Genomic DNA, 13249 nt, shown 5'->3' on the forward strand with positions numbered 1-13249 from the left:
GGGGGGGGGGTGGGCGGGGGCGGGGGGGGGGTGGTGGGGGGTGGGGGGGGCGGGGGGGGGGGGGGGGGGGTGGGGGTGGAGGGGGGGGGGGTGGGTGTGGGTGGGGGGGGGGGGGGTGGGGGAGGAGGGGGGGGGTGAGGCGGAAGCGGGCGCCCGAGCCGAGGGCGGTCTCCAGTTCGACGTCGCCGCCGTGCGCGCGGGCGAGGGAGCGGGCGATGGCGAGCCCGAGCCCCGCGTCGGCGCCGCCCGAGCGGTGGCGGGAGCGGTCGGCGCGGTAGAAGCGGTCGAAGGCGCGCCCGGCCTGCTCGGCCGTCATCCCCGGCCCGTCGTCGGAGACGTCGAGCACCGCCCGCCCGCCGGCCGTGCCGACGCCGATCCGCACGGGGGTGCCCGGCGGCGTGTGGGCGGCGGCGTTGCCCACCAGGTTGGCGACCACCTGCCGCAGCCGGGCCTCGTCGGCGTGCACCGGGGCCGGGCCGGGCGGCCCGCCACCGGGGCCGGTGACCTCGACGGGACGCGACGGGTCGAGGGCGCGCAGGTCGTGCCGGGCGTCGTTGGCGAGCGTGCGCAGATCCATCGGCGCCCGGTCGAGCTGCCCCTCGGGCCCCTCGTCGAGCTGGGCGAGCAGCAGCAGGTCCTCGGTGAGCGCGGTGAGCCGGGTGGCCTCGCGGTCGATGCGGCGCATCGCCTCGTCGACGTCGGCCGGCCCGGCCAGCGCGCCCATCCGGTGGAGCTCGGCCGAGCCCTTGATGACGAAGAGCGGCGTGCGCAGCTCGTGACTGACGTCCGACACGAACGCGCGCATCCGGGCCTCGGACGCGGCCCGGTCGGCGAAGGCCCGTTCGAGCTGGCCGAGCATGGTGTTGAGGGACGCCGCCAGGTGCCCGATCTCCGTGCCGGGCGGCGCGAGGACGGGCACGCGCCGGGTGAGGTCGCCGCCGGCGATCGCGGCGGCCGTGTGCTCGATCCGGCGCAGCGGCCGCAGCCCCCGGCCGAGGGCGAACCAGCCGGCCCCCGTCAGCAGGACGAGCAGCACGGCGCCGCTGATCAGGCTGGTGGCCCGGACCCGGGCGATGGCGGCGTCGGCCTCGGCCAGCGGCGCGGCCGCGATCACCGTACCGCCCCATCCGACGGCCGGCCGGGCGACGGCCCGCCAGCGCCCGGAGCCGTCGGCGGCGCGCAGGTCGACGGCCGGCCCGCCCGCGGGGACCGCGCGCAGGTCGGCCGGGCGCGGCAGAGTGGCGCGGTCCACCCCGGGAGGGTGCACGCCGGCCGCGACAGCGCCGCGCGCGTCCAGATAGACCAGGTACGGGCTGCCGAACAGGGCGAGCCCCGGTTCGAGCAGGTCGGGGTGGGCGGCGGCGTCCTCGATCCCGGACGGCCCCGCGGCCGACACCCGGGAGATGAGCGCGGTGAGTGAGCGCAGCTGGCCGTCGAGCCGGCCGAGCTGATGGCGCTCCAGCTGGTCGGAGACGACCGCGCCGACGAGGCTCAGCCCGGCCAGCAGCAGCCCCGCGGTGAGCAGCAGCAGCCTGGCCCGCAGCGAGAGCCGCCTCACCGCCGGGGCTCGCGCATCACGTAGCCCACGCCGTGCACGGTGTGGATGAGCTTGGGCTCCCCGGCGTCGACCTTGCGCCGCAGGTAGGAGATATAGGTGTCGACGATGCTGGCGTCGCCGCCGAAGTCGTAGCGCCAGACCCGGTCGAGGATCTGCGCCTTGGACACCACGCGCCCGGCGTTCTCCATCAGGTAGCGCAGCAGCCGGAACTCGGTGGGGGAGACGCGTACCGGCCGGCCTTCGCGTGTCACCTGGTGCCCTTCGGCGTCGAGCGTGAGCGCCCCCACCGTCAGCACGCCCGCCTGGTGGCCGGAGGTGCGGCGGAGGATCGCGCGGATCCGGGCGATCAGCTCCTCCAGGTCGAACGGCTTGGTCACGTAGTCGTCGGCGCCGAGGGAGAGCCCGGTGACCTTGTCGGCCTGGCGGTCGCGGGCGGTGAGGAACAGGACGGGCACCGGCCCGCCGCGCCCTTCCGGCCACCGCTCACGCAGCCGCCGAACCACCTCGAAGCCATCCATGTCGGGCAGCATCACGTCGAGCAGCACCAGATCGGGCGGTTCGGCGGTGGCGGCGGTGACCGCCTCGGTGCCGGTCGCCGCGGAGGTCACCCGGAACCCGGCGAACCGCAGCGTCGCCGCGAGCAGTTCGCGGACGGTGGCCTCGTCGTCCACCACCAGCAGCCGCTCGGCGTCTCCCCGGGGCGTCATGGCCTGACCTGATCCGTCCACGCCGGCCAGGATACGGAAGCCCGCCTCCCGCCCATCACACGTCGCGGCGGCGGAAGACCACGAACGCGGCGGCCAGCACGGCGGCCACGCCGAGGCACATCCCGCCCAGGTTCAGCCACGGGTGCGGGTAGGCCGGGTCGGGGACCGTCGCGAGCACCGCGGCCGCGCCCCGGGTCGGCCAGAAGGTGACGAGACCCTGCAGCCACGACGGGAAGATGCCCGCGACGGCCGGCACCAGGAAGACGATGCCCACCAGGGTGGCGAGCGCCCCGGCCGTGGCGCGCATGATCGTGCCGAGGCCGATCGAGAGCAGCGCGATCGCCGCGAGGTAGAGCCCGCCGCCCGCCACCGCGGACAGCACCCCCTCCCCGCCGGGCCGCGCGTACGGCACGCCCTGCCCGGCCAGGAGGGCCTGGCCGAGGAAGAAGGAGGCGAACATCAGCGCCTGGCCCGCCACCACGGCGACGGCCGCGGCCACCACCACCTTGGCCGCCAGCAGCAGGTGCCTGCGCGGCGTGGCGGCCAGCGTGGTCCGCATCAGCCCGGTCGCGTACTCGGAGGTGACGACCAGGATGCCGGCCACGCCGATGATCAGCTGGGCGACGATGTACGTCGTCAGGCTGAGGCCGGTCGGGTCCCACTCCTGACGTTCGGCGGCCGTGGCGCTCGCGTAGTCGGCCCCGGCCGAGCTCATCGTCAGGAACGTGATGCCGAGCCCGACCGCGAACAGGCAGGCCAGCGTGTACCAGGTGGAGCGCAGCCCGCGCAGCTTGATCCACTCCGCGAGGAGGAGACGGCCGAACGTCACCTTGGGCGAGCTCATGCGGAAGCCCCCTGGTACTCGACGCTGTCCTTGGTCAGCTCCATGAAGGCGTCCTCCAGCGAGGGCCGCTGCGGGGTGAGCTCGCTGAGCTCGACTCCGTGGTAGGCGGCGAGCTTGCCGATCTCCCCGCTCGTCAGGCCGGAGACGACGAGCGACGACTCGGGCCCTCCCCGCACGGTGGCCCCGGCGGAGGTCAGCCGCCGCGCGAACGCGCCCGGCTCGGGCGTGCGGACGAGCACGGTGCCCTCGCCGCCGGCGCGCAGGAACTCACTCATCCCGATGTCGGCGATGAGCCGGCCGCGGCCGATGACGACCAGGTGGTCGGCGGTTTGCGCCATCTCGCTCATGAGGTGGCTGGAGACCAGCACGGCCCGGCCCTCGCGGGCGAGGGAGCGCATGAAGTCCCGGATCCAGCGGATGCCCTCGGGGTCGAGCCCGTTCACCGGCTCGTCGAAGATCAGCACCGCCGGGTCGCCGAGCAGCGCCGCCGCGATGCCGAGCCGCTGCCGCATGCCGAGCGAGAACCCGCCGGCCCGCTTGCCGGCCACGCCCTCCAGCCCGGTCCTGGCCAGGACCTCGCCGGCCCGTCGCCGCGGCAGGCCGTTGCTCACGGCGAGTGCCAGCAGATGGTCGTACGCCTTCCGGTCGCCGTGCACCGCCCCGGCGTCGAGCAGCGCGCCCACCTCGGCCAGCGGCACGGGCAGGTCGCGGTAGCGGCGGCCGCCGATGGTGGCGGACCCGCGCGTGGGAGCCGCCAGCCCCATGATCATCTTCATCGTGGTGGACTTGCCCGCGCCGTTCGGGCCGAGGAAGCCGGTCACCTGCCCGGGGGCGACGGTGAACGACAGGTCGTCCACCACGGTGTCCGGCCCGTACCGCTTGGTCAGCCCTCTTACGTCGATCGTCGTCATGGGCGTGATCCTGGCGGGCCCGCCTGGCCGCCTTCTGGGAACTTCTGGGAGAACTCTGGGAATCCGCCGTCCCGGTCCGGTCCCGCCCGCCGCCGCGCCCGTTCACTCACAGGAAACCCCCAGGAAGCCGCCCATGAGGAACAATGAGCCGATGAGGAGACGAGAGCGGGGCGGCGGCCGGTGAGAGAGCGGGTGCGCGCCGCGGCGCTGCGGCTGGCCGGCGCCGACGGCCTGCCCGCCTACCTGTACGACCTGCCCGGCCTGGCCGATCACGCCGCGGCCGTGCGCGCCGCGATGGGCGGCACGGCGGAGGTCTTCTACGCCGTCAAGGCCAACCCGGCCGCCGAGATCCTGCGGACGCTGCGCCCGTACGTGGACGGCTTCGAGGTCGCCTCCGGCGGCGAGCTCGCGCACGTGCGCGAGGTCGCGCCCGACGCCCGGATCGCCTTCAGCGGCCCCGGCAAGACCCCAGCCGAGCTGGCCCTCGCCCTCGGCGCGGGCGTCGAGCGGCTGCACGTCGAGAGCCCCCGCGAGCTGGCCCGCCTGATCGGGCTGGCCGGGGCGCGCGGAGCCGACGTCCTGCTGCGCGCCAACCCCGGCCTGCCCGGCGAGGGCGCCGACACCCCGTTCGGGATGGACCCCGACGGGCTGGCCGCCTGCCTGCTCCTGCTGAGGGACGCGCCGCACGTCCGCGTGCACGGCCTGCACACCCACCTGACCTGGGCCAGGGAGGACGCGGCCGGCCTGGCCGGGCTCGCCGCCGGGGTCGCGCGGTGGGCGCTCGCCTGGATCGCCGAGCACCTGCCGCACCTCACCGAGCCGGAGCTGGACCTGGGCGGCGGCATGGGCGTCGACTACGGCGCCCCGGACGAGCGGTTCGGCTGGGCCTCCTACGCCGCCGCCCTGGCCCGGCTCGGCGGGGCGCGGCTGCGGATCGAGCCCGGCCGCGCGCTGACCGCCTACGACGGCTGGTACGTCACCGACGTCCTCGACGTGAAACGCAACCACGGCCGCCACTACGCCGTCCTGCGCGGCGGCACCCACCACCTGCGCACCCCCGTCGCCCGCGGCCACGACCAGCCCTTCACGATCGTCCACCGCGAGAGCGCGGGCCCCGCGCTGACCGGCCACGCCACCCTCGTCGGCCAGCTGTGCACCCCCAAGGACGTGCTGCACCGCGACGCCCCCGTCACCGGCCTGCGCCCCGGCGACCTGGTCGCCTTCGGCCTGGCCGGCGCCTACGCCTGGAACCTGTCCCACCACGACTTCCTCATGCACCCCCACCCCGCCCTGCACTACCTGGACGGACGCGATGATCCTCGATGACGCCGCAGACCCCCTCCACACCTGGCAGTACGCCGAGCGCCACCTGGGCGGGGGCACCCGCGCCTACAGCAGCTTCTCCGCCGACCTGGAGATCTCCGAGCCGTACCACCCGCAGCTCGGCCTGGACCGCTTCACCGTCCCCACCTTCCGGGTCGCGGGCACGTTCCTGACGAACAGCGTCGAGAACAGCGTGGAGAACAGCGTCGAATCCACGCTCACCAAGCTGTACCGGGGAAGCGACGGCTTCCTGCTGCCCGTGCACCCCGAGACGCTCGCCCACCCCGCCCTGCCCGGCCGTGAGGCGCTGCGCGAGCGCGGCCCCGACCTGACGGTGGTGCCGTCGGCCAACGCCCGCACCGTGTTCGTCGAGCGGATCGGCGGCGAGCCGGTCGAGCCGCACTTCGTCAAGCTGCACTACCCCCGGCGGCTGTCGCGGTTCACCCGCAGGCTGCGCCGCCCGATCATCACCCTCCAGCTCTGGGTGGCCGAGGAGCTTCTGGCCGCCGGGCTGCCCGTGCTCCCCGAGGTGGCCGGCGGCGTGCTCGGCGACGACCCGCGCGAGGCGTGGGGCTTCCTGCTGCGCGAGTCCCGCCCGCGCGCCGGCGGCCTGGCCTTCACCGTGCCGCTGTTCGCGCTGTACGGCCACGACCTGCGGCGGCCCGGCGACCCGACGCTCATGGAGCAGCTCGCCGCCCGCTCCGGCGAGGACCCCGGCGACTGGCTGGCCGGCCGGGTCGTCACCCCGATGGTCGAGCTCTGGCTGCGGGCCGTCACCCGTACGGGATGCGTCCTGGAGCCGCACGGCCAGAACACGCTGTTCACCTTCGACGGCGGCGGCCGCACCGCCGTCCTCTACCGCGACTGCGGCGTCTACGTCGATCCCCGCACCCGCCACGACCTGGGCCTCACCCGCGACCTGCCGCCCGTCAACGTGATCTCCCGCGACATCCGCCAGCCGCGCGAGCGCGTCTTCAGCCTCGCCTACGACAGCTTCCTCGGACACCACGCGCTGGAGCGGCTCGCCGGGGTCGCCGAGACCGCGCTCGGCGTGCCGCCCGAACGGCTCAGGCAGGCGGCCCGCGACGCCTTCGACACCCACGTGCCCATGCCCGCGACCGTCCACTACTACGAGGACCGCCTGCGCGAAGGCGGCGCCTGGGACCTGCTCGACACGGGCGAGCCCCCCGCCTGGCGGCCGATGTCGTGACCGCCCACCTCCCGATCGTCTAACAGGTGAGACCCACGGGAAGGGGACAGTCGTGAAATATGTGCTGATGTTCATGGACACCGAGCAGTTCGCCAAGGACCTCGCCGCCATGACCGACGCGGAACGCGCGCAGGCCGTCGGCAAGGTCGAGCAGTGGTTCGCCGACAACGCCGGCCGGATCACCGGTGGCAGCAAGCTCGCGCCGCCGCACACCGCCACCACGGTCCGTATGGAGGGCGGCGGCGACCCCGTCATCACCGACGGGCCGTTCATGGAGGGCAAGGAGGTCGTCAGCGGCTTCGCCGAGATCGACGTGGCCGACCTGGACGAGGCCCTGGCCATGGTGCGCACCTGGCCCGCCTGCCCGACGGTCGAGATCAGGCCCGTCGAGCGGTGACCATCGCGCCCGAGGACGAGCTGGCCCGCGTGGTGCGCGAGCACGCGGGCCGGCTCGCCGCCTCCCTGGTGTCGCTGCTCGGCGACTTCTCCGCCGCCGAGGACCTGGTCCAGGACGCGGTCGAGACCGCGCTGCGACGCTGGCCGGACGAGGGCATCCCGGACCGCCCCGACGCCTGGCTCTACACGGTGGCCCGCCGCCGCGGCCTGGACGTGCTGCGCCGCGAGTCCACCTACCGCGCCAAGCTGGAGCTGCTGCGCACCCCCGCGCCCGCCGAGCCCGACGGGCGGCTGCGGCTGATGTTCACCTGCTGCCACCCGGCGCTGCCCCGGGCCGCGCAGATCGCGCTCACGCTGCGCGTGGTGTGCGGGCTCACCACCGGCCAGATCGCCGCCGCCTTCCTCGCCCCCGAGACGACGGTCGCCCAGCGCATCACCCGCGCCAAGAGGAAGATCGCCGAGGCCGGCATCCCGTACCGGGTGCCCGCCGCCGGTGAGCTGCCCGCCCGCGTGCGCGAGGTGCTGGCCGTCATCTACCTGCTGTTCAACGAGGGCTACCTGTCCAGCACCGCCGAACGGGCGCACTCGCGCGACCTGGTCGACGACGCCGAATGGCTCGCCTCGCTGCTCACCGGCCTGTTGCCCGCCGAACCGGAGGCCGCCGGGCTGCTGGCGCTCATCCGGCTGCACCGGGCCCGTGACGCCGCCCGCTTCGACGCCGCCGGCCGTCTCGTGCTGCTGCCCGGCCAGGACCGCTCCCGCTGGGACCACGACGCCATCGCCGCGGCCGCCGCCCTGCTGACCCGCACCGCCCGCCGTCACCGCGCGCCCGGCCCGTACCAGCTCCAGGCCGCCATCGCGGCCTGCCACGCGGAGGCCGCCCGGTGGGAGGACACCGACTGGCCGCAGATCGTCGTGCTCTACGACATGCTGCTCCGGCTGGCGCCCTCACCGGTGACCCGGCTGCACCGCGCCATCGCCGTCCACCGCGTCGAGGGCCCCGAGGCCGCGCTCGGCGAGCTGAAGGACCTGCGGGCCGCGCTGGAGCGCTACCCGCTCTACCACGCCACCCACGCCGAGCTGCTGCGCGACCTCGGCCGGCCCGCCGAGGCCCGCGAGGCCGACGAGCGCGCCCTGCGGCTGACCGCCAACCCCGCCCAGCAGGCCCTGCTGGAGGAACGCATCAGCTGGGCCGACACAGCCCCTTGATCGCCAGTGCGTAACCGTGCACCCCGAACCCCACCACGATCCCGGCCGCCACCGGCGACAGGTACGAATGGTGCCGGAACGCCTCACGCCTGTGCACGTTGGAGATGTGCACCTCCACCACCGGCAGCTCCGCGCCCTCGATCGCGTCGTGCAGCGCCACCGACGTGTGCGTGTAGGCGCCCGCGTTGATCACCGCGCCCACCGCCCGGCCCGCCCGCACCGCGGCGCCCGCCTCCTGGATCCAGTCGACCAGGTCGCCCTCGTGGTTGGACTGCCGGAAGTCGAGCTCCAGGCCGAGCGCCTCGCTCTCCTCGCGGCACAGCGCCTCCACGCCGGCGAGCGTGGCCGTCCCGTAGACCTCCGGCCTGCGGGTGCCGAGCAGGTTGAGGTTGGGCCCGTTGAACACGTACACGGTCGTCACGCCCGCCATTGTGGCAGCCATTGGAGCAGCCGGCGCGTCAGCCCTTGTAGTTGAACACCTGCCGCAGCGTGTGCCGCACCGTCACCAGGTCCTTCTGGTCCTCCATCACCTGGTCGATCGGCTTGTACGCCTCCGGGTGCTCGTCCACGAGCGCGGCCGCGCGGTCCTCGTTCCAGGTGCGGCCCCGCATCGCCGCCTTCAGCGACGACGCCGACAGCTCGCGCTTGGCCTTGGTCCGCGACATCCGCCGCCCCGCCCCGTGCGCGCACGAGTTGTACGACTGCGGGTTGCCGCGCCCGCTGACGATGTACGAGCGCGTCCCCATCGAGCCGGGGATGACGCCCTCGTCACCGGTGTCGGCCTTGATCGCGCCCTTCCTGGTGATCCACAGCTTCTTGCCGTGGTGCTCCTCCATCTGGGTAAAATTGTGGTGGCAGTTCCCGGTGAGGATGTTGTCCTCCAGCGCGAACGCGTGGGTGTTCTCCACCACCGCGCAGAAGACCTCTTCCACGCGGTCCGTCTCCTCGACTCCGGTCACGGTCCACCCGCGCCGTTCCACCGCGTTCACGCCGGCTTCGAAGCGCTGGCGATGTGAGGGGATGAGGAAGAACGAAGGGTCGAGATCTCCACGCATCAACCCCAAGAGATACAGCGGAGTCGGCTCCTTGCCGAATCCTGAACGCATGCGTCGGCGAATCCCGTACGTACCGATCCCGATCAGATCGCAGATGAGACGCACCTGTTCCAGATGCGCACGTGACGCCGACGCCAGCGTGGGGCGGCCGGTCTGGCCGACGTCGCCGTCCGCGGCGAAGTATCCTGCGAGCCACCCGTACAGGTACGACGGCGGACTGTCGAGAGGCGGAGCGCATGTCTTCCACGCCACCGGCAATCCAGTGATCACCTTCATGGTGCTGTACACGCGCAGAGGGTTGCCGATGCCATCGAACAGGTGGAGGAGGGCGAGGTCCTTGGTTCCGCAGAAGATCGCCCGTGACGTGTTCGGGGAGACTGCAGAGCCATCACCGAATACGAACCCTCTAGCGGCTCCCTCGTCGTCCACGGTCATTCCCTGGGGTCTCCGGCTGTAGGTCCACGCGAGGCGGTCGCCCTGTCTCAGCTCGGCGGTCGTGGCCTCGGCCGGCCGCTTCCCCCAATATCGCGTGCCGCCACTTGAGTGGGTACGCAGGAGCCAGCGGTGGTCCGCGGTGGCGTACACCGTCTTCTCGACGCCGTTGCGCGACAACCGCACTCGCAGGAGTCGTTGGCGGCCGAAGGAGCGAACGGGCGCCTTCACCCAGAGGCCGTCCGTGGTGAGCAACTCGTGCTCGCCCCCAGCCAGCTCAGAGATGGGGCGGATCCCCGTGCTCGTCATGACGGCTGTCTCTCCGGCGAGGCAGTTGATGGTCCGCACCCGCCGGCCCTGGCCCACGACCCGGAACAGGGCGTCGACCAGCACCCGGTCCATCCGGGCGCGGGAGGCCATCGCGTAGCGCTGCGCCCACAGCATGTCCTCGATGTAGGCGTCGAACTCCGGCGTGTTCTGCACCAGGTAGGCCAGGTCCGGGTCCTCCAGGCCGATCGCCTGGCGGCGCATCAGGTTCTTGGCGTCCGCGATGTGCCGGGTGGCGAGCTGGTTGCCGATGCCGCGCGAGCCCGAGTGCAGCACCGTCCACACCCGGTCGCGCTCGTCCAGGCAGACCTCGACGAAGTGGTTGCCGGAGCCGAGCGTGCCGAACTGGCGCGAAACCGTCGCCTCCTGCTTGCCCGTCAGGTGCGTGTGCGGGCGGCCGATCTCGTTCAGCGCCCGGTCGAGCGCCGGGTCCTCGTGGCCCTTGCCGACGCCGGCCGGGATGCGGCGCTCCACCATCGGCATCAGCGCGTCGAGCGTGCCGGGCAGATCTGCGGCCGTGAGCGTGGTCTCGGTCGCGACCATGCCGCAGCCGATGTCGACGCCGACGGCGGCCGGGATGATCGCGCCCTCGGTGGGGATGACCGAGCCGACCGTCGCGCCGATGCCGACGTGCGCGTCGGGCATGAGAGCGACGTGACCGGAGACGAACGGCAGGCGCGCGGCGCGGGCGGCCTGCATGATCGTTCCTTCGTCGATCTCGCTGGCCCATGACAGCAGGTTCGGTGCTGGCTGGTTCGGCATGAGTGGATCTCCTCGGTTCGTTCTTGATCCAGTCTGCCGGGGGCGCAGGTGAAAGCCCACTCATTTTACCGCCGCCTGTTACGATCCCCGGCGTGATCGCCGAAGAACCGCTGGCCGGAGGCGGGGTCAACGAGGTCGTCCGGGCCGGCGACACCGTCCGCCGCCCCGCCGCGCCGTGGACCCCCGCCGTGCACGGCCTGCTCGACCACCTGGCCGCCCGCGGCTTCACCGGCGCGCCCCGCGCCCACGGCCTCGACGAGCGGGGCCGGGAGATCCTCGACTACCTGCCCGGCACCGTCGCCCACTACCCGGCGCCCGCCTGGACCTGGAGCGACGCCACGCTCCGGGCCGTGGCGGCGTTGCTGCGCGACTACCACGACGCCACCGCCGGCTACGTCCCGCCCGCGGACGCCATCTGGCAGTTCGCGCCCAAGGAGCCCGCCGAGGTGATCTGCCACGGCGACGTCGCGCCGTACAACTGCGTCTTCCGCGACGGCGTGCCCGTCGCGTTCATCGACTTCGACACCGCCCACCCCGCGCCCCGCCTGTGGGACGTCGCCTACGCCGCCTACCGGTTCGTCCCGATCACCACCGGCGGCCACGGCGAGGACCCGCTGCCCGTGACCGAGCAGATCCGGCGGCTGCGGCTGTTCTGCGACGCCTACGGCCTGCCCGAGGCCGACCGGCGGGCGCTGCCGGACACCCTCGTGCGCGCCCTGCGCGCGCTGGCCGGCCTCATCCGGGAGCGCGCCGCCGCCGGGGACGCGGCCTTCGCCGCCCACCTCGCCGACGGCCATCCTGAGCTGTATCTCGCCGACGCCCGCCATGTACGGCGGTATGCGTTTTGAGACACCACCGACGGCCGACGTAGGCTGGCCCTCTGCGAACGACAGGAGGTGGCGCCCCATGTTGCGAGACTCGTTCGGACGGGTGGCGACGGATCTGCGGGTGTCACTCACGGACAAGTGCAACCTGCGCTGCTCCTACTGCATGCCGCCCGAGGGCCTCGACTGGCTGCCCAACGCCCAGCTGCTGACCGCCGACGAGATCGTCCGGCTGGTCACGATCGGCGTCGAGCTCCTCGGCATCCGCGAGGTCCGCTACACCGGCGGGGAGCCGCTGCTGCGCCGCGAGCTCCCCGACGTCGTGGCCCGCACCACCGCGCTGAGCCCCCGGCCGCAGGTGTCGCTCACCACCAACGGCATCGGCCTGGCCCGCCTGGCCGCCCCGCTCGCCGCCGCCGGGCTCGACCGCGTCAACGTCTCGCTCGACACCCTCGACCGCGACACGTTCAAGCGGCTCGCGCACCGCGACCGGTTCACCGACGTGATCGCCGGCCTGGCCGCCGCGCACGACGCCGGCCTGCGCCCCGTCAAGGTCAACTCCGTGCTCATGCGCGACGTCAACCAGCACGAGGCCGCCCCGCTGCTGCGCTTCTGCCTCGAACAGGGCTACGAGCTGCGCTTCATCGAGCAGATGCCGCTGGACGCCCAGCACGGCTGGAGCCGCGACAACATGGTCACCGCCGACGAGATCCTCGACCTGCTGTCGGCCTCGTTCACGCTCACGCCCGACGACACCGAGGAGCGCGGCAGCGCCCCCGCCGAGCGCTTCCTCGTCGACGGCGGCCCCGGCCGGGTGGGCGTGATCGGATCGGTCACCCGGCCGTTCTGCGGCGCCTGCGACCGCGTCCGGCTCACCGCCGACGGCCAGATCCGCAACTGCCTGTTCGCCACCGAGGAGTCCGACCTCAAGTCCGCGATGCGCGCCGGCGCCACCGACGACGAGCTCGCCGAACGCTGGCTCGCCGCCGTCGCCCGCAAACGCCCCGGCCACGGCATCGACGACCCGTCCTTCCTGCAGCCCGCCCGGCCCATGTCGGCGATCGGCGGCTAGGTGCCCAGAGCGCGCGACCTCGGCATCCCGCTCGCGGGCCGCCCCGGCGCGCACAACGCCATCACCGACGTCCCCGGCGTGCGCGTCGGCCACCGCACGGTCGTCCGCGACCCCGACGTCCGCACCGGCGTCACCGCCGTCGTCCCCGGCGCCACCCCGGTCAGCCCGCTGCCCGCCGGCGTGTTCACCGGCAACGGCCACGGCAAACTCGTCGGCGCCACCCAGCTCGCCGAGCTCGGCCTGCTGGAGTCGCCCGTCGTCCTGACCGCCACGCTGTCCGCCTTCCGCGCCGCCGACGCGCTCGTCACGTGGATGCTGGCGCGGCCCGACTGCGCGGGCGTACGCACGTTCAACCCGGTCGTGGGGGAGTGCAACGACGGCCACCTGTCGGACATCCGCGCCCGCCCCATCACCGAGGCGCACGTCCTGGCCGCCATCGAGTCGGCGACCGGCGGCCCGGTCGAGGAGGGCTGCGCCGGCGCGGGCACCGGCACCGTGGCGCTGGGCTACAAGGCCGGCGTCGGCACCGCCTCCCGCATCGTCCCCCTCGACGACGTCCCGTGCACGCTCGGCGTGCTCGTCCAGGCCAACTTCGGCGGCACCCTCCGCCTCCCGCATC

13 protein-coding genes are annotated in these 13249 nt (G+C 73.9%); 7 read left to right on the forward strand and 6 right to left on the reverse strand.

The window, feature by feature from the left end; genetic code table 11:
* The 4 genes from ADY59_RS42585 to ADY59_RS42600 all read right to left on the reverse strand — a co-directional run.
* On the reverse strand, nt 1-1558 hold a 1558-nt coding region (locus ADY59_RS42585), incomplete at its 3' end, for a sensor histidine kinase (RefSeq protein WP_156326086.1).
* Entirely contained in the window at nt 1555-2265 is a 711-nt protein-coding gene (locus ADY59_RS42590; RefSeq protein ID WP_049575550.1) for a response regulator transcription factor, read from the reverse strand. The genes ADY59_RS42585 and ADY59_RS42590, both read right to left, overlap by 4 nt.
* A gap of 55 nt (nt 2266-2320) precedes the next feature.
* Complete coding sequence (locus ADY59_RS42595; RefSeq protein ID WP_049575554.1) at nt 2321-3109, reverse strand: ABC transporter permease subunit; 789 nt, start codon at nt 3107-3109, stop codon at nt 2321-2323.
* The gene (locus ADY59_RS42600) at nt 3106-4020 is read right to left on the reverse strand and encodes an ABC transporter ATP-binding protein (protein ID WP_049575557.1); all 915 of its coding nucleotides are present in this window, start codon (nt 4018-4020) and stop codon (nt 3106-3108) included. The genes ADY59_RS42595 and ADY59_RS42600 overlap by 4 nt, the downstream gene beginning before the upstream one ends.
* Nucleotides 4021-4200: 180 nt before the next feature.
* On the opposite strand from ADY59_RS42600, the gene ADY59_RS42605 reads away from it, so the two are divergent.
* The 4 genes from ADY59_RS42605 to ADY59_RS42620 are packed head-to-tail and all read left to right on the forward strand — an operon-like array spanning nt 4201 to nt 8158.
* Complete coding sequence (locus ADY59_RS42605) at nt 4201-5346, forward strand: alanine racemase (RefSeq protein ID WP_049575559.1); 1146 nt, start codon at nt 4201-4203, stop codon at nt 5344-5346.
* Nucleotides 5333-6553, forward strand: coding sequence for an IucA/IucC family C-terminal-domain containing protein (locus ADY59_RS42610; protein WP_049575562.1), 1221 nt, complete (start codon nt 5333-5335; stop codon nt 6551-6553). Before ADY59_RS42605 ends, ADY59_RS42610 begins: the two co-directional genes overlap by 14 nt.
* A 52-nt stretch (nt 6554-6605) precedes the next feature.
* Entirely contained in the window at nt 6606-6950 is a 345-nt protein-coding gene (locus ADY59_RS42615; protein WP_049575564.1) for a YciI family protein, read from the forward strand.
* Nucleotides 6947-8158, forward strand: coding sequence for an RNA polymerase sigma factor (locus tag ADY59_RS42620; protein WP_049575566.1), 1212 nt, complete (start codon nt 6947-6949; stop codon nt 8156-8158). Before ADY59_RS42615 ends, ADY59_RS42620 begins: the two co-directional genes overlap by 4 nt.
* Here ADY59_RS42620 and aroQ read toward each other — a convergent pair.
* Nucleotides 8133-8588 (reverse strand): type II 3-dehydroquinate dehydratase, encoded by a 456-nt coding sequence (aroQ, locus tag ADY59_RS42625; RefSeq protein WP_197094120.1) that lies wholly within the window; start codon nt 8586-8588, stop codon nt 8133-8135. The genes ADY59_RS42620 and aroQ overlap by 26 nt on opposite strands.
* 28 nt (nt 8589-8616) lie before the next feature.
* Nucleotides 8617-10734 carry an RtcB family protein gene (locus ADY59_RS52015; RefSeq protein ID WP_197094117.1) on the reverse strand — a complete coding sequence of 706 codons (2118 nt, stop codon included), beginning with the start codon at nt 10732-10734 and terminating at the stop codon, nt 8617-8619.
* 92 nt (nt 10735-10826) lie between these two features.
* Between ADY59_RS52015 and ADY59_RS42640 the strand changes: the two genes are divergently transcribed.
* The 3 genes from ADY59_RS42640 to ADY59_RS42650 form a co-directional block, all read left to right on the forward strand.
* Nucleotides 10827-11582 carry a phosphotransferase enzyme family protein gene (locus ADY59_RS42640; protein WP_231619160.1) on the forward strand — a complete coding sequence of 252 codons (756 nt, stop codon included), beginning with the start codon at nt 10827-10829 and terminating at the stop codon, nt 11580-11582.
* 58 nt (nt 11583-11640) lie between these two features.
* On the forward strand, nt 11641-12630 hold the full coding sequence (gene moaA / locus ADY59_RS42645) for a GTP 3',8-cyclase MoaA (RefSeq protein ID WP_049575568.1): 990 nt from the start codon (nt 11641-11643) through the stop codon (nt 12628-12630).
* Nucleotides 12631-13249 (forward strand): P1 family peptidase (locus ADY59_RS42650; RefSeq protein ID WP_049575571.1); only part of this gene is annotated, 619 nt, incomplete at its 3' end.

The sequence above is a fragment of the Nonomuraea sp. SBT364 genome, from assembly GCF_001083785.1.
Lineage (GTDB): Bacteria > Actinomycetota > Actinomycetes > Streptosporangiales > Streptosporangiaceae > Nonomuraea.

Coding starts and splice junctions, on each gene's coding strand:
- ADY59_RS42595 (WP_049575554.1), bottom strand. CDS start 3,109: ATGAGCTCGCCCAAGGTGACGTTCGGCCGTCTCCTCCTCGCGGAGTGG.
- ADY59_RS52015 (WP_197094117.1), bottom strand. CDS start 10,734: ATGCCGAACCAGCCAGCACCGAACCTGCTGTCATGGGCCAGCGAGATC.
- ADY59_RS42610 (WP_049575562.1), top strand. CDS start 5,333: ATGATCCTCGATGACGCCGCAGACCCCCTCCACACCTGGCAGTACGCC.
- ADY59_RS42590 (WP_049575550.1), bottom strand. CDS start 2,265: ATGACGCCCCGGGGAGACGCCGAGCGGCTGCTGGTGGTGGACGACGAG.
- aroQ (WP_197094120.1), bottom strand. CDS start 8,588: ATGGCGGGCGTGACGACCGTGTACGTGTTCAACGGGCCCAACCTCAAC.
- moaA (WP_049575568.1), top strand. CDS start 11,641: ATGTTGCGAGACTCGTTCGGACGGGTGGCGACGGATCTGCGGGTGTCA.
- ADY59_RS42600 (WP_049575557.1), bottom strand. CDS start 4,020: ATGACGACGATCGACGTAAGAGGGCTGACCAAGCGGTACGGGCCGGAC.